Origin of the sequence: Mycobacterium innocens, from assembly GCF_900566055.1 — a bacterium.
Classification (GTDB): Bacteria; Actinomycetota; Actinomycetes; order Mycobacteriales; family Mycobacteriaceae; genus Mycobacterium; species Mycobacterium innocens.
The window spans coordinates 1-20,833 of record NZ_UPHQ01000009.1 but is presented as its reverse complement, the minus strand read 5'-3'; the positions used below and the strand labels follow the sequence as shown (position 1 = coordinate 20,833).

Here is a 20,833-nt window from a genome sequence, read left to right as displayed (position 1 = left end):
CCGCCCGCCCCACCGAGCCCACCAACACCGCCCGCGAAGGTGCTGGCTCCGCCGGCACCGCCGGCACCGGCATTACCCGACAACCAACCACCGGCCCCACCGGCCCCACCGGCACCGCCGTTACCGGTCGAGGAGTTCCCGCCGTTCCCGCCGGCACCGCCGGAACCCAGCAGCCCGGCGGCCCCGCCGGTGCCGCCGTTCTGCCCCGGCGCGCCCGACCCGCCGGCCCCGCCGTCACCGAGCAACCAGCCACCCGGTGCCCCATTGGCGCCGCTGCCGGGGGCCCCGTTGGCACCGTTACCGATCAACGGACGTCCGGTCGTTGCCTGGGCGGGCGCGTTGATCGCATCGAGCAGGCCCTGCAACGGCGAGGCATTGGCGGCCTCGGCGCCGGCATACGCGCCCGCACCGGCGCTCAACGCCCGCACGAACCGCTCATGAAACAACGCCGCCTGCGCACTCAGCCCCTGATACGCCTGGCCGTGCCCGGAAAACACCGCCGCGATCGCCGCCGACACCTCATCCTGAGCCGCAGCCAGAATCCCCGTGGTGGAGGCCGTCGCGGCCGCATTGGCGACGCCCAGCGCCGAACCCAAATCCGCAAGCCGTGCAGCCGTCGAGGCCACCGCATCCGGCGCCGCCATCACAAACAACATCCCACACCCCTGACATCAACTGACCGCGCCACCGACATGCACCCGCCGCTCGGCTGGATGAGCTCAGCAAATTACACCACTCGGTAGGTGCAGCAGGTCGTGTTTCTCCGAACCCGGTGGCGGCGCGGAGAATTCGCAGGGGTCCCCGTTGCGGGGATAGCTGTTACTCGACCTCCATCTCGCGCAGTTCACGCTTGAGGATCTTGCCGGTGGGATTGCGCGGCAGCTCGTCGAGGAAGATCACCTCCCGCGGCACCTTGTAACGCGCAAGGTGGTCGCGCACATAGTGCTTGATGGTGTCCTCGTCGACCTCGGCATCGGGCTTCTTCACCACGAATGCGCGCAGCCGCGCACCCCACTCCTTGTCCTCGACACCGATGGCGGTGGCTTCCACCACGTCGGGATGCCCGCTGATCAGATCCTCTACCTCGGCCGGGAACACATTCTCCCCGCCGGAGACGATCATCTCGTCGTCGCGGCCGCTGACGTAGAGCAGTCCGTGCTCATCGAAATAGCCGACGTCACCCGAGGACATCAGCCCGTCGATGATCTGCTTGTGCCCGCCGCCGGTGTAGCCCTCGAACGGGAAGGCGTTGCCGACGAAGATCCGCCCGACCTCGCCTTGGGAAAGCTCGTTGCCGTTCTCGTCGAGAATCTTGACCTTCACGCCCTTGACGACCGGTCCGACCGTCGCGGGGTTGCGCTCCAGGTCCTTCGGTCCGGCGATGGTGGCGAACGCGATCTCGGTCGATCCGTACATGTTGTAGATGACCGGCCCGAGATCCTTGAGCGCGCGCGAAGCCAACTCGGCGCCCAGCTGCGACCCGGAAACGAACACGATCTTCAGGCTGGACAGATCGGGCTTTTTGTGCATCTTCTCGACCGCGTCGAGGATGCGCGACAGCATCACCGGCACCACCACCATGGCGGTCACCTTGTGCTTCTCGATGTCTTCCAGCACCAGCGGCGGCTTGAACTTCCGTCGCAGCACCAGCGTCGAACCGAGGAACATCGCGATGGTGGCGTGCAGGTAACCCAGCGCGTGGAACATCGGCGCCGGCAGCGACGTCACCTCGTTGGCCTTGAAAGGAACGTGCGACAGGATGCCGCCGACGGGCGCCAGCGTCGGCGGGGTGCTGCGGTTGGCGCCCTTCGGGGTGCCGGTGGTTCCGCTGGTCAGGATGATGATCGACGCGTGCTTGCCGGCCTTGGGGGCGGGCGCGGTGCTGCTGCGCGCGATCAGGTCGGCCAGGGTCTCGTCGGTGCTGCCCGACGGCTGGTCTTTATCGGGATTGGTGCCCAGGGCGCGAAGCTTGCCCAGCGGCGGCTCGGCCTTGCTGACGGCCTTGGTGTACTCGTCGTCGTAGATGATCAGCTTGGCGCCTTCGCGCTCCGACACCTCTTTGATCTGCGGGCCGGAGAACTCGCTGTTGAGCAAGATGATGCGGGCTCCCACCCGGGCGGCGCCGTAGTTGGCGATGAGGAACCAGCGGTGGTTGCGCGCCAGCAGGGCCACCCCGTCGCCGGCCCGAACCCCCTTGGCGAGCAGGGCGTTGGCCACGGCGTGGGCGGCCTCGTCGAGCTGCTTGTAGGTGAACTCGCCGTCTTCGTCTATGCAGGCCGCCCGGTCCGGGTGGCGTCGGGCGTTCAGCGACGGCAGCATACCGAACTCGCCCCACTTCACGATTTCGTTTGCCATCGCGGCATAGTTCAGCGGCGACTCCAACCGGAACGCGCCCGATTCGACGATCTTGCGCACGTAGTGCAGTTCGGAGGTACCGCGGTCGACGTATTGCTGGATCTTTCCGAGCCCGGGCAAGTCACTGAGGTTAGGCATAACCTCACAATATGTGACGGGAGTCGCAAAGCGACCAGAAGGTATTCCGGAATTAGCATGGACTCCCATGACCGGTCCGGCATCACTGGACGTCGCCGGACACCGCGTCACCATCACCCATCCGGACCGGGTGGTGTTTCCCGGCCCGGACGGCCGATCCGGACACACCAAGCTCGACCTGGTGCGTTACTACCTCTCGGTTGCCGATGGCGCGCTGCGCGGGGTGGCCGGCCGGCCGATGATCCTGAAGCGCTTCGTCAAAGGCATCTCCGAAGAAGCGGTGTTCCAGAAGCGCGCACCCGCCAACCGCCCGGACTGGGTCGACGTCGCCGAACTGCGCTACGCGTCGGGCACGTCCGCCAAGGAAGCCGTCATCCACGACGCGGCGGGACTGGCGTGGGTGGTCAACCTGGGCTGCGTCGACCTCAATCCGCATCCGGTGCTGGCCGGTGACCTCGACCATCCCGACGAGCTGCGGATCGACCTGGACCCGATGCCGGGCGTCGAGTGGCGGCACATCATCGACGTCGCCGTGGTGGTGCGTGAGGTGCTCGAGGACTACGGCCTGACCGGCTGGCCCAAGACGTCCGGGTCGCGCGGCTTCCATGTGTATTCCCGGATCGCGCCGCGCTGGCCGTTCTCGAAGGTCCGGTTGGCTGCCCAGACCGTTGCGCGCGAAGTCGAACGGCGCGTGCCCGACGCCGCAACCAGCCGCTGGTGGAAGGAAGAACGCGAGGGCGTGTTCGTCGACTTCAACCAAAACGCCAAAGACCGTACGGTCGCGTCGGCTTACTCGGTGCGGGCCACTCCCGACGCCCAGGTATCGACCCCGCTGGGCTGGGACGAGGTGCCCGACTGCCATCCGGAGGACTTCACCTTGCGTACCGTTCCGGACCGGTTCGCCGAGCTGGGTGACCCGTGGGCGAGGATCGACGCGGCCGTGGGCCACCTGGACCGGCTGCTCATGCTGGCCGAGGAATTGGGGCCGCCGGAAAAGGCGCCCAAAGGGGCCGGCCCACGGGCCGGCGGCCGGCGCCGGTCCGCCAAGCCGCTCATCGAGGTCGCGCGCACCAAGACCCGGGACGAGGCGATGGCCGCGCTGGACACCTGGCGCCACCGCCATCCCGCCGCAGCCGACCTGCTGCAGCCCGCCGACGTGCTGGTCGACGGGATGCGCGGGCCCAGTTCCCTCTGGTACCGGATCCGGATCAACCTGCAGCACGTGCCGCCCGACCAGCGTCCCGCGCAGGAGGAGCTGATCGCCGACTACAGCCCCTGGCCGGAGTATCCGCCCAAGCCGAAACCCACGGACACCTGATCACACCCGACTCGTCGCGGCTCCCCTGCGCAGGTAGCGGTACCACGTCACGATCAGCAGGCCCAGGAAGAAGACCACGTAGCAGCGCAGCGCCGGTTCGATGCTGCCGAACTGCGCCTTGGACCACGCATACGCCAACGGCACCAGAAACCCGCCGAGGGCACCGACCGCGGAGATGACGCCCAACGCACCCGCGGCCTGGCGGCGCATCTGGACCATGGTGTCGGGGTCACCGCCGGCGAGCTCACCTTTGACCGTGAAAATCCGGGAGATCATCCGGTAGGTCGATCCGTTGCCGATACCAGTGGCCACGAACAAGAACATGAAGCTGAGGAAGAACAGCGGCAAGTCGACCGCCTGAACCGACCACAGCGCCGCTGCCGCTCCGATTGCGAGCATGACGAAGCTGCCGGCGGTGATCCGGGCACCGCCGATCCGATCAGCGAGCCTGCCACCCAGTGGACGGATGACGGATCCGATGGCAGCGCCCAGGAAAGCCCAGCCCAACGCGATGTCGCCGCGGCCGAAGACGCTGGTCAGCAAGGTCGGAAAGGCCGCCGAGTAGCCGATGAAGGATCCGAAAGTGCCGATGTACAACAACGACAAGACCCAGGTGTCGGTGTGCCGCAATGCCTGCCAAACGGGTTTCACGTCAGCTTTGGCCTCGGTGAGGTTGTTCATGAACAGGTAGGCACACACCGCGGCGGCCACGGCCAACGGGACGAACAACAATCCGGCACGTGCCAGCGCCACCCCGCCACCGGCGACCACGACCGACGGAATGACCTTCTGCACCACCGCAACCCCGATGTTGCCCCCGGCCGCGTTGAGACCCAGCGCCCAGCCCTTGTCGCGCTCCGGGAAGAAGAACGAGATGTTGGCCATCGAGGAGGCGAAGTTGCCGCCCCCTACCCCAGCCGTCGCGGCGATCACGACCAGCAGCACGAATGGGATGCCGGGATGACTTACCGCCCAGGACAGCAGCAGACAGGGAATGACCAACAACGCTGCCGAGATGATCGTCCAGTTGCGGCCACCGAAGATCGGGACGGCAAATGTGTAGGGCAACCGCAGCAACGCACCGACCCCGCTGGGCACCGCGACCAGACATAGCGCCTGGCTGGCCGACAGCGCCCAGCCAGAGGGGGCAGGGTGGCCACCGACGGCCGTCATGTGCACCACCACGATGCTCCACAGCATCCACACGCTGAACCCGACGTGCTCGGCGAAGATGGAGAAAACGAGGTTACGCCGGGCGATCGGTCTGCCGGTGCGCTCCCAGAACTCGGGGTCTTCCGGGCGCCAGTCGTCAATCCAGGGACCTTCGACATAAGGCGCGCGCGGTGGCGCCTGCTGGATTACCGGGGCAATGGTCATGGCTCGACGCTAACGGCGCGCTGTTACCGGCTCCGGCGCCCGCAGTTACGTGGCCGAAAAGCAAACATCACAACGGTCTTGCGATGCCTGTCAGAAAAATGCGGCGACGGCGGGACGCACCGGCATTGCGCGGCGGTGAGCCGACCCGGGCACGCGATAGTCTCACGCGGTGCAACTGGGATGGAGTCGGCGCGGATTCCTGCAGGTCGCTGGAGCAACAGGGCTCGTCGCCGCGGGGATTTCGGGGTGTTCGTCACACGGACCGAAACCGGGCACACCCGGCGGTGGGGCGGTGACCATCACTCACCTATTCGGCAAGACCGTCGTCAAAGAGCCGCCGAAGCGCGTGGTCAGTGCGGGCTTCACCGAACAGGACGACTTACTGGCCGTGGGGGTGGTGCCGATCGCGGTGACCAACTGGTTCGGCGACCAACCGTTCGCCGTATGGCCGTGGGCCCAACCCAAGCTCGGAGCGGCGCAGCCGGTGGTGTTGAACCTGGACAACGGAATTGCGGTCGATCAGATTGCCGGCCTGAAGCCCGACCTGATCGTGGCCATCAACGCCGGCGTCGACGCCGACACCTATCAGAAGCTGTCGGCGATCGCCCCGACCATCCCGCAGTCCGACGGCGACGCGTTCTTCGAGCCGTGGAAGGACCAGGCGACCACCGTCGGCCAGGCGGTTTTCCAGGCCGACCAGATGAAGTCGCTGATCGACGACGTCGACCGCAAGTTCGCCGAGGTCGCCCAGAAGAATCCGCAATGGAAGGGCAAGAAGGCACTGCTGCTGCAGGGCAGGCTGCGGCAGGGCAACGTGGTCGCCACCATGGCCGGCTGGCGCACCGACTTCCTCAACCAGATGGGTCTGGTCGTCTCCGACGCCATCAAGCCCTACGCCGCCGACCACGTCGCGGTCATCACCCCCGGGCACATCAAAGAGGTGCTCGATTCCGCCGATGTGTTGATCTGGTCCACCGAGAGCCCGGAGGAGCAGCAGGCGTTGCTGGCCGACCCCGCGATAGCGGCTGCGGGGGCGACCGCCCAGAAGCGCCACATCTTCACCACCAAAGACCTGGCCGGAGCGATCGCGTTCGCATCGCCGCTGAGTTATCCTCTGGTGGCCGATCAGCTGCCCCCGCAGATCGGCGCAATCCTGGGCTGAATTCCCGGTTGGCACTGCCGCTGACCGCATCCACATGAGCGTTTGCTAAGGCACCTCTGGCAGTGCTCCAAGATCCCTCGCCCGAGCGCCGATAACGGGGCTACCGTCGAAAGATGAGTGTGACGAACCTCTCCAGCGACCCCGCAACCGACGCGGTGACGCGCACCGTTCTGGACTACGGCGACCAGGCGCTGATGGTGCAATGTGACAGTACCGCTGAGGTTTTGGCGTGGACCGACGCACTGCGCGCGGCGGCCCTGCCGGGAGTGGTCGACATCGTTCCGGCTTTGCGGACGGTGTTGGTCAAACTGGTCGCGCCCCGCTTCCAGGGGGTTACCCGCCAGCGGCTGCGCCGGTTGCCGGTCGGTGATCCGGCAGCACCGCCGGATCACCGGGGTGATCACCCCGTCATCGACGTCGTCTACGATGGCCCGGATCTCGCCGAGGTCGCCGGCCACACCGGCCTGACCGCCGCACAGATCATCAACGCCCACACCGCAACCCCGTGGCGGGTGGGATTCAACGGGTTCTCGCCCGGTTTCGCCTATCTCATCGGCGGCGACCCACAGCTGCGGGTACCTCGCAAATCCGAACCGCGAATCGTGGTGCCAGCCGGATCGGTCGCTCTCGCAGGCGAATTCAGCGCGGTATATCCTCGCCAGTCGCCGGGCGGATGGCAGATCATCGGCCACACCGAAGCCGTCCTGTGGGACGTCACCAGACCCAACCCCGCGCTGCTCATGCAGGGCATGTGGGTGCGGTTCCGGGCCGCGTAGCAAGGAGCAGCTGCCATGGCGATCCTGGAAGTCCTGCGCACCGGCCCGCTGGCCATCGTCGAAGATCTCGGCCGCGCCGGCCTTGCCCATCTCGGTGTCGGCCGCTCCGGAGCCGCCGACCGCCGCTCCCACACCCTGGCCAACCGGCTGGTCGCCAACCCCGACGATCGGGCCACCGTCGAGGTCACGTTCGGCGGGTTCTCGGCGCGGGTTCGCGGCGGCGACGTGGACATCGCTGTGACGGGTGCTGACACCGATCCGACTGTCAATGGAATCATGTTCGGCACCAACAGCATTCACCACGTCCGTGATGGCGAGGTGATTTCGCTGGGTACGCCGCGCGCCGGGCTTCGGACGTATCTGGCTGTGCGCGGCGGCATCTGCGTCACCCCGGTGCTGGGTTCGCGGAGCTACGACGTGATGTCGGCGATCGGCCCCGCGCCGCTGCAAGCCGGCGACCTGCTGCCGGTCGGCGAACACACCGCGGACTATCCCGAACTCGACCAGGCCCCGGTGGCCGCCTTCACCGGCGCCACGGTCGAACTGCTGGCGATACCGGGTCCGCGCGACGACTGGGTGGTCGATCCCGACGCTCTGGTCCACACCGACTGGGTGGTCTCCGACCACAGCGACCGGGTCGGGACGCGGCTGGTCGGGCGTCCGCTGCAGCACCGCGACCCGGACCGGCAGCTGCCCAGTGAGGGCACCACCCGCGGCGCCATCCAGGTGCCGCCCAATGGCTTACCGGTGATCTTGGGTCCCGATCACCCGCTTACCGGCGGCTACCCGGTGGTGGGTGTGGTGATCGACGAGGACATCGACAAGATCGCCCAGGTGCGGCCGGGCCAGCATGTGCGGCTGCAATGGGCGAGGCCCCGCACGCAGGTCCGTTAGCCGGCCCGTGCACGCCCAGGTCCACACCGCACGCTTGGTGCACACCTCCGATCTGGACGGCGAGACGCGCCAGCGCATCCATCAGATGGTGGCCGACGCCTTCGCCGGCGACTTCACCGAAAACGACTGGGAACACGCCCTGGGCGGGATGCATGCCCTGATCTGGCACCACGGCGCGATCATCGCGCATGCCGCCGTGGTGCAGCGACGGCTGATATACCAGGGCAACGCGTTACGCTGCGGTTACGTCGAAGGCGTTGCGGTACGTGAAGATTGGCGCGGCCAAGGGCTGGTGACGGCACTGTTGGACGCCGGCGAACAGGTGATACGTGGCGCCTATCAACTCGGCGCGCTCAGCTCCTCGGCACGAGCCCGCAGGCTGTACGCGTCGCGGGGCTGGTTGCCTTGGCTCGGCCCGACGTCGGTGCTGGCGCCCACCGGCCCGGTGCGCACTCCCGACGACGACGGCACCATATTCGTCCTGCCGGTCGAGGTTACTCTGGACACTCTGGACACATCGGCGGGACTGATGTGCGATTGGCGCGCCGGCGACTTCTGGTAACCGACGCATGATCGACGCCGCAATTTCATTGTGCGCCAACGACTTCTGCTCAAACACACAGTGAACGTCGGTGATCCGCAGCACATTCGACGCATTACTCGAGACGCCTGCCAGGAAGCCTACAGACAACTGGAATTCAACTTTCAGGCGATATCGCCCGCATCAGGTTGACTCACTTCCATACTCGATGTGAGCATCGAAAGGACTGCGACACATGCCTGGTGACCGCGGGCTGCCTGCATCCCGCCGGATGGCCGAAACAAGTTGCGGTGGGATCGCTCGACGGGGGTTTGAGTGCACGCCGTTAAGGGTGCCGCGCTCGTGACGTCTGTTCGGGACCGAACACCGCGCACGAAAGGTAAAGACCATATGGGCCGCAACCATCGCCTCCCGGACTGGAATCCGGAAGACATCGCGGCCTGGGAAGCCGGTAACAAACGGATCGCGCGGCGCAATCTGCTGTGCACGATGGCCGGCGACCATGTGGCCTTCTCGATATGGTCCCTGTGGTCGGTGATGGTGTTGTTCATGCCGGCGTCGGTCTACGGGTTTTCCGCCGGCGACAAGTTGCTGCTCGGCGCGGTCGCCACGCTGGTCGGTGGCTGCGTGCGTATCCCGTACACCCTGGGTATCGCGAAGTTCGGCGGCCGCAACTGGACGACCATCTCGGCATTCGTTCTGTTGATCCCGACGGCCGGCACCATCGTGCTGCTGGCCAACCCCGGACTGCCGCTGTGGCCGTATGTGGTGTGCGCGGCGCTGACCGGGCTGGGCGGCGGCAACTACGCGGCCTCGTTGGCCAACGTCAATGCGTTCTACCCGCAACGGCTCAAGGGTGCGGCGCTGGCCGTCAACGCCGGCGTCGGCAACCTCGGGGTCGCGGTGATCCAACTGGTCGGCCTCTTGGTGCTGGCCACAGCGGGCCACGAGGCACCGTACTGGGTGTGTGCCACGTATCTGGTGCTGCTGGCGGTCGTGGGCATCGCGGCGGCGGTGTTCATGGACAATCTCGAGCACCGCATCGAGATCAACCACATACGGTCGATCCTGTTCGACCGCGACACCTGGGTGATTTCGCTGCTCTACGTCTGTACGTTCGGCACCTGGATCGGGTTTTCGTTCGCGTTCGGGCAGGTCTTGGAGGTCAATTTCACGGCCAACGGCGAAACCGCGAAGCATGCGTCACTGCACGCCGCCCAAATCGCCTTCGTCGGCCCACTATTGGGCTCCCTCGCCCGGATATACGGCGGACGCTTGGCCGATCGCACCAGCGGCAGCCGCGTCACGCTCGGCGTGCTGGCCGGCATGATCGTGGCCGCCGGGATGCTGGTCGGCATCAGCACTTACACCGATCATGCCGCGGCGACAACAACCACCGCGATGGTGGGCTACGCCGTTTGGGTCGTCCGGGTCGTGGTGATCATCGGATTCATGGCGCTGTTCATCTTGTCCGGAATGGGCAATGGGTCGGTGTTCAAACTGATTCCGTCGGTGTTCCAGGCGCGCAGCAGGTCGCTGCTGGTCACCGACGCCGAACGCCGCCACTGGGCGCGTGCCATGTCGGGATCGCTCATTGGAATCTGTTCGGCGGTCGGCGCACTCGGCGGTGTGGGTATCAACCTGGCGCTGCGTGAGTCCTACCTCAGGAGCGGCACCGAGACGTCCGCGTACTGGGCGTTCCTGGCTTCCTATGTCGTTGCCGCCGTCCTGACCTGGATGATGTACGTACGCGGACCGGTTTCGGAGACAAAGGTCCACGACGCGAAGGCCCCAGCCGAGCTCGCCCGGGTGTGAACACCGCCTCAGCCATGGGCAACGCCCAGGCAATTGCCTTGTAACGCCGCTGAAATTTCCGAGGCATAGACATGTTGATATGGCCCAGCGGACCTCTGAGCCACTGCGGGGCTACCGCATTGCAGTGACATCGGCTCGCCGCGCCGACGAGCTGTGCGCGTTGCTGCGCCGCCAGGGTGCCGAGGTATGCAGTGCCCCGGCGATCTCCATGATCGCGCTGCCCGACGACGACGAACTCCACCGCAATACCCAGGCGTTGATTGCCGATCCGCCGGACATACTCGTGGCGCACACCGGCATCGGCGTTCGGGGCTGGATAGCCGCCGCCGAGGGGTGGGGGTTGGCCGGCGGGCTGATCGAAGTGCTGTCTACGGCCCGGGTCATATCTCGCGGGCCGAAAGCCACCGGGGAGTTGCGCGCCGCCGGGTTACGCGAAGAATGGTCCCCGGATTCGGAGTCGTCGCTGGAGGTTTTGGACTATCTGCTGCGATCCGGCGTATCCGGGAAGCGGATCGCCGTCCAACTGCACGGCGCCGCCGACGGTTGGGACCCGTTTCCAGAGTTTGTCGGCGGGTTGCGCTCGGCGGGTGCCGAAGTGGTGACTATCCGGGTATACCGCTGGAAACCAACACCATTGGGCGGTGAATTCGACCAGTTGGTCGCCGGCATCGCCCGAAGACAATTCGACGCGGTCAGTTTCACCTCGGCACCAGCCGCAGCGGCGGTACTGGAGCGCGGCCGCCAGTTGGGTATCGAGGAGCAGCTATTGGCGGCGCTGCGAAACGGTGTGCACGCGATGTGCGTGGGCCCGATCACGTCGCGCCCCTTGACGCGAAACGGCATCCCCACGTCGGCTCCGGAACGAATGCGGTTGGGGGCCCTGGCCCGGCATATCGCCGAAGAATTGCCACGGCTCGGACCGTGCACCCTAACGGCCGCAGGGCACGTCGTCGATATCCGCGGGACCTGCGTGCTGGTCGACGATTCCATCAAGACGCTGCCGGCATCGGGAATGGCGATTCTGCATGCGTTGGCCCGACGCCCCGGCGACGTCGTCGGGCGCGACAAACTGCTCGCCCTGTTACCCGGCAACGGCGACGACACCCACGCCGTCGACACCGCCGTGCTGCGGTTGCGAACGGCACTGGGCGACAAGAACATCATTGCAACGGTGGTCAAACGGGGCTACCGGCTGGCCGTCGACACGCAGGACGACGCATGAGTCTGATCCTGACGGCACACGGCACCCGCAGACCGGCCGGTGTCGCAATGATCGGCGACCTTGCCGCGCGGGTAAGCGCACTGATCGACCAGACTGTGCACGTTGCGTTTGTCGACGTGCTGGGACCCACACCCAGCGAAGTGCTCTCCGGATTGTCCCCGTTAGCGGTATCGGCCAAACCCGCAATCCTGGTGCCCGCCTTCTTGTCTCGCGGATACCACGTCCGAACCGACCTGCCGGCTCATGTCACCGCCAGCGGCCATCCGGACGTCACCGTCACCCCGGCATTGGGGCCCAGCCGCGAGATCACCAGAATCCTCGCCCACCAGCTGGTGAAATCCGGTTGGCGTCCAGGAGATTCGCTGATCTTGGCGGCGGCGGGAACATCGGACCGCCGAGCACACGCCGACCTGCACACCGCTCAGACGTTCCTGTCGACGCTTACCGGGTCCCACGTGGAGCTGGCGTTCGCGGCCACCGGCGGTCCGGATGTGTGCACGGCCGTTACCGACGCCCGCCGAAGCGGTGCTCGCCGCGTCGTGGTCGTCTCTTATCTGCTGGCCGAAGGTCTGTTTCAAGAACGACTTCGCGCCTGCGGTGCCGATCTGGTGACGCCGCCGCTGGGCGAGCATCCAGGATTGGCACGGTTGATCGCCGGACGATTCCGCGGCGCCATCCGGTGCCGATTGGACGGCCGGCGGATGCAACGCATGCCGAATTAGGTGGAAGGCAAGTTCTTTGCCGGCACGGCTCTGCCGGAATGGCACGCCGGCGTCACGGACGCTTGAACTTTGATCACATCCGCGCAATCCTGACACCATGGCCCATCACCAGGAGCCCTCACGCGGGCTCCTCGACCCGGTAGCCAAGATGCTGCGGCTGCCGTTCAGCACACCGGAATTCATCGACAAAATCGTTACCGGAAGCGTCAACCAGGTCGGCCGCCGAACGCTTTACATGCTGATTACCACCTGGGACGCCGCGGGCGGCGGTCCCTTTGCGGCCAGCGCCATCGCGTCCACAGGCCTGGCCAAGACCGCCGAAATCGTTCAGGCGATGTTTATCGGGCCGGTTTTCAACCCACTGCTGAAGATGCTGGGGGTCGACAAGATCGCCGTCCGGGCCTCGTTATGCGCGTCGCAGCTGGTCGGGCTGGGCATCATGCGCTACGGGGTGCGCTCGGAACCGCTGCATTCCATGTCGGTGGAGGCCCTTGTCGACGCGATCGGCCCGACGATGCAGCGCTACCTCGTCGGAGATATCAGCCGCGGCTAAACCATCGGGTAGGCCTCGCCAGGCCCGATAGCCCAGCGGTCGGCGCTGTCAGGCTGCGATCCGCGCGACCTGGATGTGGCCTTCGGGTGTGACGCGCGCCGGGTAAACCGGTACCGACACCCGCGGATCGTCCAGGCAGCGACCGTCGTCGAGCGCGAAAGCCTGCTTCAGAATCGGTGATTGGACCGTGACCCGGCCGCCGCGATCGCCGACGATCCCGCGGGACAGCACGGCCGCGCCGGAGAACGGGTCCACGTTGCCGACCGCGCGAACCGAGCCGTCGTCCAACCGGAACAGCGCCGCCTGGCTACCGTCGTCGAGCAGCACACCGACACCACGCCCGGGAATGAGCTGGTCGTACGCACACGCGGTGGTCCAGACCTGAATGTCGTTGAGAAGTGTCATGATTCCCTCCTTGACTATGAGCGCATCCGCGGCATGCCAATGGGCACAGGGACTTTGCGCCCGGCACGCTCGGTGAACGTCACGGTCGAGTCGACCGCGTCGGGGGCGTTGACGAAGGAGACGAACCGTGACAGTTTGTCCGGATCCTCCAGCACGCCCTTCCATTCGCACTTGTAGTTGGCAACGTGCCGCACCATTGCGGACTCGAATTCCTCGGCCAGGCCGAGTGAGTCTTCGCAGACGACCTCGCGCACGTGGTCGAGCCCCAGCGATTCCACCCACGGCGCGGTGCGTTGCAGCCGGTCGGCCGTGCGGATGTAGTACATGAGGAACCGGTCGATGTAACGGACCAGTGTCTCGGTGTCGAGGTCGCCGGCCAACAGCTGGGCATGCTTGGGAGTCATGCCACCATTGCCGCCCACGTAGAGGTTCCAGCCTTTTTCGGTGGCGATGACACCCACGTCCTTGCCGCGTGCCTCGGCGCATTCCCGCGCACAGCCCGAAACGCCCAGTTTGATCTTGTGCGGTGCGCGCAGGCCGCGGTAGCGCAATTCGAGATCGATGGCCAGCTGCACCGAATCCTGCTGCCCGTAGCGGCACCAGTCGCTGCCCACGCAGCTCTTCACGGTCCGCAGCGCCTTGCCATAGGCGTGGCCGGACTCCATGCCTGCGTCGACCAGCCGCTTCCAGATCAGCGGCAGCTGATCCACCCGGGCGCCGAACATGTCGATCCGCTGACCGCCGGTGATCTTGGTGTACAGCCCGAATTCCTGGGCGATCTGGCCGATCAGGATCAGGTGCTCGGGCTTGATGTCACCACCGGGGACCCGCGGGACCACCGAGTAGCTGCCGTTCTTCTGAATGTTGGCCAGAAAGTGGTCGTTGGAATCCTGCAGCGCGGCTTGCTCGCCGTCCAGGATGTGGTCGGAGCCGGTGGAGGCCAAGATCGAGGCGACCACGGGTTTGCAGATGTCGCAACCCTTTCCGCGGCCGAAACGCTCCAGCAGGCCGGAGAAGGTCCGGATCTCGGTGGCCGAAATGATCTCGAACAGCTCCGCCCGCGACTGGCTGAAGTGCTCGCACAGCGCCTTGGACTGCTCGACTCCTTCGGCTTCCAGCAGCTGCTTCAGCAACGGCACGCAGGACCCGCACGAGGTGCCGGCCGCGGTGCATGCCTTGAGGGCGGGCACATCGGCGCAACCGTCGGCGATCGCGCACTTCAGGTCGCCCTTGGTGACGTTGTTGCAGGAGCAGATCTGCGCCGAATCCGGCAGCGCCCCAACGCCCAACGCACCACCGCCCTGGCCGGATCCGGCCGGCGCGATCAGCGCCAGCGGATCCCCGGGCAACTCGCTGCCGACCATGGGCCGCAGCACCCCGTACGACGAGGCGTCACCCACGAGCACACCGCCCAGCAGTGTCTTGGCGTCGTCGGAGAGCACCAGCTTGGCGTAGGTGCGCTTCACCGCGTCGTTGATGACGACCTCGAGGCAGTTCTCGGTCGCGCCCATCGCGTCGCCGAAGCTGGCGACGTCGACGCCCAGCAGCTTGAGCTTTGTCGACAGATCCGCCTCCGGGAACTCGGCAGCACCGCCCAGCAGCCGGTCCGCCACCACCTCGGCGCTGGTGTATCCCGGTCCGACCAGGCCGTAGCAGCACCCCTCAATTGCCGCCGCTTCCCCGACCGCATAGATATCGGGATCGCTTGTCCGGCAAGACAAGTCGGTGAGTACGCCGCCACGTTGCGCGATCGCCAGGCCCGCCGCCTTAGCCAACTCGTCGCGCGGTCGGATGCCGGCGGCGAAGATCACCACGCCCGCATCGATGGTGTCACCGTCCGTTAGCCGCACCCGAACCGACGCTGAGCCATCTGAGTGTTCAACGGGCTCAATGGATTCAGTGCCCGTGCCAACGTGGACGGCGATCCCCAGGTCAGTGATCATGCGGGCGAGCAGGGCGCCGCCGGCCTCGTCGATCTGCTGGGCCATCAATCGGGGCATCATCTCGACGACGTGCGGCTGCAACCCGAAACGGCGCAGCGCATTGGCGGCTTCGAGTCCCAGCAGGCCGCCGCCGACGACCACTCCGGCGTCGGTGTGAGCCGAGTTCAGTGTGTGTTGGGCGCCGGCGCGGATAGCGTCGAGGTCGTCCAGCGTGCGGTAGACATGGCATTCGGGCAGGTCGTGCCCGGGCACCGGGGGGACGAATGCGTAGGAGCCGGTGGCCAGCACCAGGGCGTCGTAGCCGTGGCGCCGCCCGTCGGCGGTGACGACCGACTTGGTCGCGCGGTCGATCTCGGTCACCCGGGTGTTGAGCAGCAACCGGACCCGGTCGTCACCGGCATAGTCGTTGCCTGGCAATGCGAGTTGGCCGCGGTCCCAGGTTTCGGTGTAGGACGTCAGCCCGACCCGGTCGTAGGCAGCGTCGGACTCCTCGGCCAGCACCGTGATCCGCCACACGCCGCTGGTGTCGCGGGCACGCAGTGCCTCCACCAGTCGGTGGCCCACCATGCCGTGTCCCACCACGATCACGTGACGCCGGCCGGGCGATTCCCCGTCGCGCGCGCGAGTAGTTCCGGCTGAGGCCATGCCATGAAGGTTAAAGGCGGAAAATTGCCGCAAAATCGCCTAGTGTGACAGCCCGATGACATGGCGCTCACAGCTGGGAACGGTCTGTGTGACTGCGTTCACTATCGGCGAAAACCCCGGTGGAACTTTAGCGGAGTCGACTCATGTTCTACGAGATAGCCAGGCCGGCACAGCGCCGGACACAGCTAACTCACAAGGAAGCATAAGGAGATATCCATGAGCAATCTCGCATTGTGGTCACGTCCGGCCCGGGGCGCCTGGGATGCCGACCGCTTGTTGCGTGACTTCTTCGGTCCCGCGGCGGTGACGGACTGGTACAAGCCGGCGACCAAGGGGTTCAGCCCGGCTGCGGAGATCCTCAGAGACGGCGATGACGCCGTGGTCCGTCTGGAGCTGCCGGGTGTCGACGTCGACAACGACGTCAACGTCGAGGTCGACCTTAGGAACGGGGTGAGCCACCTGGTCATCCACGGTGAACACCGGGACGAACACGCGGAGAACACGGACGGGCGCGTCCTGAAGGAGATCCGTTACGGATCATTCCGCCGCTCGTTCCAGCTGCCCGCCCACGTCACCGGGGAGGCCATCACCGCGTCATATGACGCCGGCGTCCTGACGGTGCGGGTCAGCGGCGCCTACGCGGGAAATCAGCCCGGAAATCAAGCACAGCGCATCGCGATCACGAAGTAACCGGTTAGTCCGGCGACCCGATCCGGCGGGGTGGATGGCTCCGCCGGATCAGCCGGTTGCGGACCCGGTCCGCGCCGAAGGTCGACCTCTCCGGTGGGCTCGGCCGGCGCTGCGATGTCCTGTGCATCGCCGCGGAGTGCGGATACCATCAGGTGACGTATTGTGATCCGAAACACCATCAGCTTCCAGGGAGATACGTTGTCCGCCTCTGCTGAAATCGCCGAACTGCACGACCTCGTCGGCGGTCTGCGGCGGTGCGTGACCTCGCTGAAGTCGCGATACGGCGACGACCCGGCCATGCGCCGCATCGTCATCGACGCCGACCGGATCCTCACCGACATCGAATTGCTCGACACCGATGTCTCCGAGTTGGACCTGGATCGCGTCGATGCCCAGTATTCCGGCGAGAAGATCGCCATCCCCGACACCGACTACGACCGCGATTTCTGGCGCGACGTCGACGACGAAGGTGTCGGCGGTCACAGTAGATACTGACAACCAAACCCCGCCGAAAACAGGGCCCTCTATCTGTGTACCCTTCGACGAGATACCACTCGAAGAGGATCACACCAGATGAGCGCACCCACGGCGAACCGTCCTGATACCGGCGTTTTCTCACCCACCCGGGCGCAAATCCCCGAACGGACCCTGCGCACCGACACCTGGTGGTGGGCACCGCTGGTCACCAACATCGGGTTCCTGGCGTTCATCGTCTATGCGACCACCCGGGCTTTTTGGGGCAGCGGCTACTGGGTCGAGAAATACCACTACCTGACACCGTTCTACTCACCGTGCGTCAGCGCGTCCTGCGAGCCCGGCGCAAGTCACCTCGGCGTCTGGTTCGGACCCTTCCCGTGGTGGATTCCGTTGGGAATGCTGGTATTACCGTTCCTACTGGGTTTCCGGCTGACCTGCTACTACTATCGCAAGGCCTACTACCGGTCGGTGTGGCAGTCACCGACCGGTTGCGCGATACCCGAGCCGCGGGCCCACTACACCGGCGAAACCCGGCTTCCGCTGATCATCCAGAACAGCCACCGGTACTTCTTCTACGTTGCCGTGGTGGTGTCGGTGATCAACACCTACGACGCGGTCACGGCCTTCCATTCACCATCCGGTTTCGGCTTCGGTTTGGGCAACGTCATTTTGGTGACCAACGTGCTGCTGCTGTGGGCCTACACAATCTCCTGCCATTCATGCCGGCACGTGACCGGCGGCCGCCTCAAGCATTTCTCCAAACACCCAGTCCGGTATTGGATCTGGACGCAGGTCAGCAAGCTCAACACCCGGCACATGCTCTTCGCGTGGATCACGCTGGGCACGCTGTCGCTGACCGACTTCTACATCATGCTGGTGGCCACCGGAACCATCACTGACTTGAGATTTATTGGCTGACTAGCCATTTCAGTAACACCCCAAAGATAAGGCTGAGCGAGGTTTCATGGTTGAGGTCGAACGGCACTCTTACGACGTGGTCGTCATCGGTGCCGGCGGCGCGGGGTTGCGGGCGGTCATCGAGGCACGCGAACGCGGCTTGAAGGTCGCGGTGGTGTGCAAGTCGCTGTTCGGCAAAGCCCACACGGTGATGGCCGAGGGCGGCTGCGCTGCCGCGATGGGCAACACCAACCCGAAAGACAACTGGAAGACCCATTTTGGCGACACCATGCGCGGCGGAAAGTTCCTGAACAACTGGCGCATGGCCGAACTGCATGCCAAGGAAGCCCCGGACCGCGTCTGGGAGCTGGAGACCTACGGCGCCCTGTTCGACCGCCTCAAAGACGGCAAGATCAGTCAGCGCAACTTCGGCGGCCACACCTACCCGCGGCTGGCCCACGTCGGCGACCGCACCGGCTTGGAGTTGATCCGCACCATGCAGCAGAAGATCGTATCGCTGCAGCAGGAGGATTACGCCGAACTCGGCGACTACGAGGCGCGGATCAGGGTGTTCGCCGAATGCACGATCACCGAGTTGCTCAAAGACGGTCCGGAGCACGAAGAGCGGATTGCCGGAGCGTTCGGCTACTGGCGCGAAAGCGGCCGGTTCATCCTGTTCGAAGCCCCAGCGGTGGTGCTGGCCACCGGCGGGATCGGCAAGTCGTTCAAGGTGACGTCCAACTCCTGGGAGTACACCGGCGACGGGCACGCGCTGGCGCTGCGGGCCGGCGCGTCCCTGATCAACATGGAGTTCGTCCAGTTCCACCCGACCGGCATGGTGTGGCCGCCCAGCGTGAAGGGGATCCTGGTCACCGAGGGTGTCCGCGGCGACGGCGGGGTGTTAAAGAACAGCGAAAACTCTCGTTTCATGTTCGACTACATCCCGCCGGTGTTCAAAGGCCAGTATGCCGAGAGCGAGCAAGAAGCCGACCAGTGGCTCAAGGACAACGACTCGGCCCGTCGTACCCCTGATCTGCTGCCCCGCGATGAGGTCGCGCGGGCGATCAACTCCGAAGTCAAAGCCGGTCGGGGCACCCCGCACGGCGGCGTCTACCTGGACATCGCATCCCGGCTGACGCCCGAGGAGATCAAACGGCGGCTGCCGTCGATGTATCACCAGTTCATGGAGCTGGCTGGGGTGGACATCACCAAGGAGCCGATGGAAGTTGGGCCCACCTGTCACTACGTTATGGGCGGCGTCGAGGTCGACGCCGACACCGGCGCGGCCACGGTTTCCGGGCTGTTCGCCGCCGGCGAGTGCTCCGGCGGTATGCACGGGTCCAACCGGCTGGGCGGGAACTCGCTGTCGGACCTGCTGGTTTTCGGCCGGCGGGCGGGCTTGGGCGCCGCCGACTACGTGCGGGCGCTGAGCAGCCGTCCGACGATTTCACCGGAGGCCGTCGACGCCGCCGCCAAGCAGGCGCTCAAGCCGTTCGAGGGGCCGACGGACGGTTCGGCGTCGGAGAACCCGTACGCACTGCAAATGGATTTGCAGCACGTGATGAACGACCTGGTCGGCATCATCCGCAAAGAAGACGAGATCACCAGGGCATTGACACTGCTGGGCGAGCTGTGGAAGCGGTACCAGAAGGTGCAGGTGGAAGGGCATCGTCAATACAACCCGGCCTGGAACCTGGCCATCGATCTGCGCAATATGCTGCTGGTCAGCGAGTGCGTGGCCCGGGCCGCACTGGAACGCACCGAAAGCCGGGGCGGTCACACCCGTGACGATCATCCCGGCATGGACACCAACTGGCGCAACACCTTGCTGGTCTGCCGCGCCGCGGGCGATGGGGACACCGGCGACGATCCCCATATCACCATCACCCGGGAGTCACAGGTGCCGATGCGACCGGACTTGCTGGAACTCTTCGACATTTCCGAGCTGGAGAAGTACTACACCGACGAAGAGTTGGCCGACCATCCGGGACGGAGATCGTAATGGGTTACAACGCTAGCCTGCGAGTGTGGCGGGGCGACGACAGCGGCGGCGAACTCCGCGACTTCACCGTCGAGGTCAACGAGGGCGAGGTGGTACTCGACGTCATCCACCGTCTGCAGCAGACCCAGACGCCCGACCTGGCGGTGCGCTGGAACTGCAAGGCCGGCAAGTGCGGATCATGCTCGGCGGAGATCAACGGCAGGCCGCGGTTGATGTGCATGACCCGGATGTCGACGTTCGCCGAGGACGAGGTGGTCACCGTCACGCCGCTGCGCACCTTCCCGGTGATTCGCGATCTCGTCGCCGACGTGTCCTTCAACTACGAAAAGGCCCGCGAGATACCGTCTTTCGCGCCGCCGAAGGATTTTCAGCCGGGCGAGTACCGGATGGCGCAGGCCGATGTCCAGCGCTCGCAGGAGTTCCGCAAGTGCATTGAGTGCTTCCTGTGCCAGAACGTCTGCCACGTCATCCGCGACCACGAGGAAAACAAGCAAGCATTTGCCGGACCGCGGTTCTTGATGCGGATCGCCGAACTCGAGATGCATCCGCTGGATACCCGCGACCGGCGCAAGGAAGCCCAGGAAGCTCACGGGCTGGGATACTGCAACATCACCAAATGCTGCACCGAGGTGTGCCCGGAAAACATCAAGATCACCGACAACGCGCTGATCCCGATGAAAGAGCGCGTGGTCGACCGCAAATACGACCCCGTCGTGTGGCTGGGTAACAAGCTGTTCCGGCGCTAGCTGGCTGTAGGTCGTGTCAAGTCATAGGTGGTGCGTGGGGCATTGTCGCCGGTGGTTGCTGGCGTTAGAAGACCTGGCCGGAGTGCGCGGTGTGCTGTGAGGAGTGCCGAGCGCCCACGCTGACTTATGCGACCTCACACGGTTGGTGGGTCATC

Annotated in this window: 19 protein-coding genes; 14 read left to right on the top strand and 5 right to left on the bottom strand. The window is 65.7% G+C overall.

Features of this window, described 5'->3' with window-relative positions; translation table 11 throughout:
• On the bottom strand, positions 1-656 hold a 656-nt coding region (locus EET03_RS01390; RefSeq protein ID WP_136625624.1), incomplete at its 3' end, for a PE family protein.
• Between the two features lie 163 nt (positions 657-819).
• A complete protein-coding gene (fadD2, locus tag EET03_RS01385) occupies positions 820-2,493 on the bottom strand; it encodes a long-chain-fatty-acid--CoA ligase FadD2 (protein ID WP_075544851.1) in 1,674 nt (557 codons plus the stop codon).
• A 67-nt stretch (positions 2,494-2,560) separates the two neighbouring features.
• On the opposite strand from fadD2, the gene EET03_RS01380 reads away from it, so the two are divergent.
• Entirely contained in the window at positions 2,561-3,811 is a 1,251-nt protein-coding gene (locus EET03_RS01380) for a DNA polymerase domain-containing protein (protein WP_075544852.1), read from the top strand.
• On the opposite strand, the gene EET03_RS01375 is transcribed toward EET03_RS01380, so the two are convergent.
• Positions 3,812-5,188 (bottom strand): NarK family nitrate/nitrite MFS transporter, encoded by a 1,377-nt coding sequence (locus EET03_RS01375; protein WP_099193903.1) that lies wholly within the window; start codon positions 5,186-5,188, stop codon positions 3,812-3,814. It lies immediately after the preceding gene.
• A gap of 169 nt (positions 5,189-5,357) precedes the next feature.
• Here EET03_RS01375 and EET03_RS01370 point away from each other — a divergent pair, with 169 nt between their 5' ends.
• The 8 genes from EET03_RS01370 (at position 5,358) to EET03_RS01335 (ending at position 12,873) form a co-directional block, all read left to right on the top strand.
• Positions 5,358-6,350 (top strand): ABC transporter substrate-binding protein, encoded by a 993-nt coding sequence (locus tag EET03_RS01370; RefSeq protein WP_075544854.1) that lies wholly within the window; start codon positions 5,358-5,360, stop codon positions 6,348-6,350.
• A 113-nt stretch (positions 6,351-6,463) separates the two neighbouring features.
• The gene (locus EET03_RS01365; RefSeq protein ID WP_075544855.1) at positions 6,464-7,126 is read left to right on the top strand and encodes a 5-oxoprolinase subunit B family protein; all 663 of its coding nucleotides are present in this window, start codon (positions 6,464-6,466) and stop codon (positions 7,124-7,126) included.
• Positions 7,127-7,141: 15 nt separating this feature from the next.
• Entirely contained in the window at positions 7,142-8,020 is an 879-nt protein-coding gene (locus EET03_RS01360) for a 5-oxoprolinase/urea amidolyase family protein (RefSeq protein ID WP_063470359.1), read from the top strand.
• 7 nt (positions 8,021-8,027) lie between these two features.
• The gene (locus EET03_RS01355; RefSeq protein WP_075544856.1) at positions 8,028-8,582 is read left to right on the top strand and encodes a GNAT family N-acetyltransferase; all 555 of its coding nucleotides are present in this window, start codon (positions 8,028-8,030) and stop codon (positions 8,580-8,582) included.
• A 369-nt stretch (positions 8,583-8,951) separates the two neighbouring features.
• Positions 8,952-10,376 (top strand): nitrate/nitrite transporter, encoded by a 1,425-nt coding sequence (locus EET03_RS01350; RefSeq protein WP_099193902.1) that lies wholly within the window; start codon positions 8,952-8,954, stop codon positions 10,374-10,376.
• A gap of 79 nt (positions 10,377-10,455) precedes the next feature.
• On the top strand, positions 10,456-11,598 hold the full coding sequence (locus EET03_RS01345; RefSeq protein ID WP_099193901.1) for a uroporphyrinogen-III synthase: 1,143 nt from the start codon (positions 10,456-10,458) through the stop codon (positions 11,596-11,598).
• A complete protein-coding gene (locus tag EET03_RS01340) occupies positions 11,595-12,320 on the top strand; it encodes a sirohydrochlorin chelatase (RefSeq protein WP_063470362.1) in 726 nt (241 codons plus the stop codon). Before EET03_RS01345 ends, EET03_RS01340 begins: the two co-directional genes overlap by 4 nt.
• 97 nt (positions 12,321-12,417) lie before the next feature.
• The gene (locus EET03_RS01335) at positions 12,418-12,873 is read left to right on the top strand and encodes a TetR/AcrR family transcriptional regulator (RefSeq protein WP_023369818.1); all 456 of its coding nucleotides are present in this window, start codon (positions 12,418-12,420) and stop codon (positions 12,871-12,873) included.
• Positions 12,874-12,921: 48 nt separating this feature from the next.
• Here EET03_RS01335 and nirD read toward each other — a convergent pair whose 3' ends face one another.
• Both nirD and nirB read right to left on the bottom strand, forming a co-directional pair.
• On the bottom strand, positions 12,922-13,278 hold the full coding sequence (gene nirD, locus EET03_RS01330) for a nitrite reductase small subunit NirD (protein ID WP_075544859.1): 357 nt from the start codon (positions 13,276-13,278) through the stop codon (positions 12,922-12,924).
• A 14-nt stretch (positions 13,279-13,292) separates the two neighbouring features.
• Positions 13,293-15,866, bottom strand: coding sequence for a nitrite reductase large subunit NirB (gene nirB, locus EET03_RS01325; protein WP_099193900.1), 2,574 nt, complete (start codon positions 15,864-15,866; stop codon positions 13,293-13,295).
• Positions 15,867-16,082: 216 nt separating this feature from the next.
• Between nirB and EET03_RS01320 the strand changes: the two genes are divergently transcribed.
• The 5 genes from EET03_RS01320 to EET03_RS01300 all read left to right on the top strand — a co-directional run bounded on the left by EET03_RS01320 (position 16,083) and on the right by EET03_RS01300 (position 20,678).
• Positions 16,083-16,556, top strand: coding sequence for an Hsp20/alpha crystallin family protein (locus EET03_RS01320; protein ID WP_075544860.1), 474 nt, complete (start codon positions 16,083-16,085; stop codon positions 16,554-16,556).
• 198 nt (positions 16,557-16,754) lie between these two features.
• Positions 16,755-17,051 (top strand): hypothetical protein, encoded by a 297-nt coding sequence (locus EET03_RS01315; RefSeq protein ID WP_063470397.1) that lies wholly within the window; start codon positions 16,755-16,757, stop codon positions 17,049-17,051.
• Positions 17,052-17,129: 78 nt separating this feature from the next.
• On the top strand, positions 17,130-17,951 hold the full coding sequence (locus tag EET03_RS01310) for a hypothetical protein (RefSeq protein ID WP_075544861.1): 822 nt from the start codon (positions 17,130-17,132) through the stop codon (positions 17,949-17,951).
• A 46-nt stretch (positions 17,952-17,997) separates the two neighbouring features.
• Complete coding sequence (locus EET03_RS01305; protein WP_075544862.1) at positions 17,998-19,932, top strand: fumarate reductase/succinate dehydrogenase flavoprotein subunit; 1,935 nt, start codon at positions 17,998-18,000, stop codon at positions 19,930-19,932.
• Positions 19,932-20,678 (top strand): succinate dehydrogenase/fumarate reductase iron-sulfur subunit, encoded by a 747-nt coding sequence (locus EET03_RS01300; protein WP_063470367.1) that lies wholly within the window; start codon positions 19,932-19,934, stop codon positions 20,676-20,678. The genes EET03_RS01305 and EET03_RS01300 overlap by 1 nt, the downstream gene beginning before the upstream one ends.
• Positions 20,679-20,833: the final 155 nt, after the last annotated feature.

What these genes read in the sequence shown, in the direction of transcription:
- fadD2 (WP_075544851.1), bottom strand. Translation starts at nt 2,493, where the DNA reads ATGCCTAACCTCAGTGACTTGCCCGGGCTCGGAAAGATCCAGCAATAC.
- EET03_RS01380 (WP_075544852.1), top strand. Translation starts at nt 2,561, where the DNA reads ATGACCGGTCCGGCATCACTGGACGTCGCCGGACACCGCGTCACCATC.
- EET03_RS01375 (WP_099193903.1), bottom strand. Translation starts at nt 5,188, where the DNA reads ATGACCATTGCCCCGGTAATCCAGCAGGCGCCACCGCGCGCGCCTTAT.
- EET03_RS01365 (WP_075544855.1), top strand. Translation starts at nt 6,464, where the DNA reads ATGAGTGTGACGAACCTCTCCAGCGACCCCGCAACCGACGCGGTGACG.
- EET03_RS01360 (WP_063470359.1), top strand. Translation starts at nt 7,142, where the DNA reads ATGGCGATCCTGGAAGTCCTGCGCACCGGCCCGCTGGCCATCGTCGAA.
- EET03_RS01350 (WP_099193902.1), top strand. Translation starts at nt 8,952, where the DNA reads ATGGGCCGCAACCATCGCCTCCCGGACTGGAATCCGGAAGACATCGCG.
- EET03_RS01345 (WP_099193901.1), top strand. Translation starts at nt 10,456, where the DNA reads ATGGCCCAGCGGACCTCTGAGCCACTGCGGGGCTACCGCATTGCAGTG.
- EET03_RS01340 (WP_063470362.1), top strand. Translation starts at nt 11,595, where the DNA reads ATGAGTCTGATCCTGACGGCACACGGCACCCGCAGACCGGCCGGTGTC.
- EET03_RS01335 (WP_023369818.1), top strand. Translation starts at nt 12,418, where the DNA reads ATGGCCCATCACCAGGAGCCCTCACGCGGGCTCCTCGACCCGGTAGCC.
- nirD (WP_075544859.1), bottom strand. Translation starts at nt 13,278, where the DNA reads ATGACACTTCTCAACGACATTCAGGTCTGGACCACCGCGTGTGCGTAC.
- nirB (WP_099193900.1), bottom strand. Translation starts at nt 15,866, where the DNA reads ATGGCCTCAGCCGGAACTACTCGCGCGCGCGACGGGGAATCGCCCGGC.
- EET03_RS01320 (WP_075544860.1), top strand. Translation starts at nt 16,083, where the DNA reads ATGAGCAATCTCGCATTGTGGTCACGTCCGGCCCGGGGCGCCTGGGAT.
- EET03_RS01310 (WP_075544861.1), top strand. Translation starts at nt 17,130, where the DNA reads ATGAGCGCACCCACGGCGAACCGTCCTGATACCGGCGTTTTCTCACCC.
- EET03_RS01305 (WP_075544862.1), top strand. Translation starts at nt 17,998, where the DNA reads ATGGTTGAGGTCGAACGGCACTCTTACGACGTGGTCGTCATCGGTGCC.
- EET03_RS01300 (WP_063470367.1), top strand. Translation starts at nt 19,932, where the DNA reads ATGGGTTACAACGCTAGCCTGCGAGTGTGGCGGGGCGACGACAGCGGC.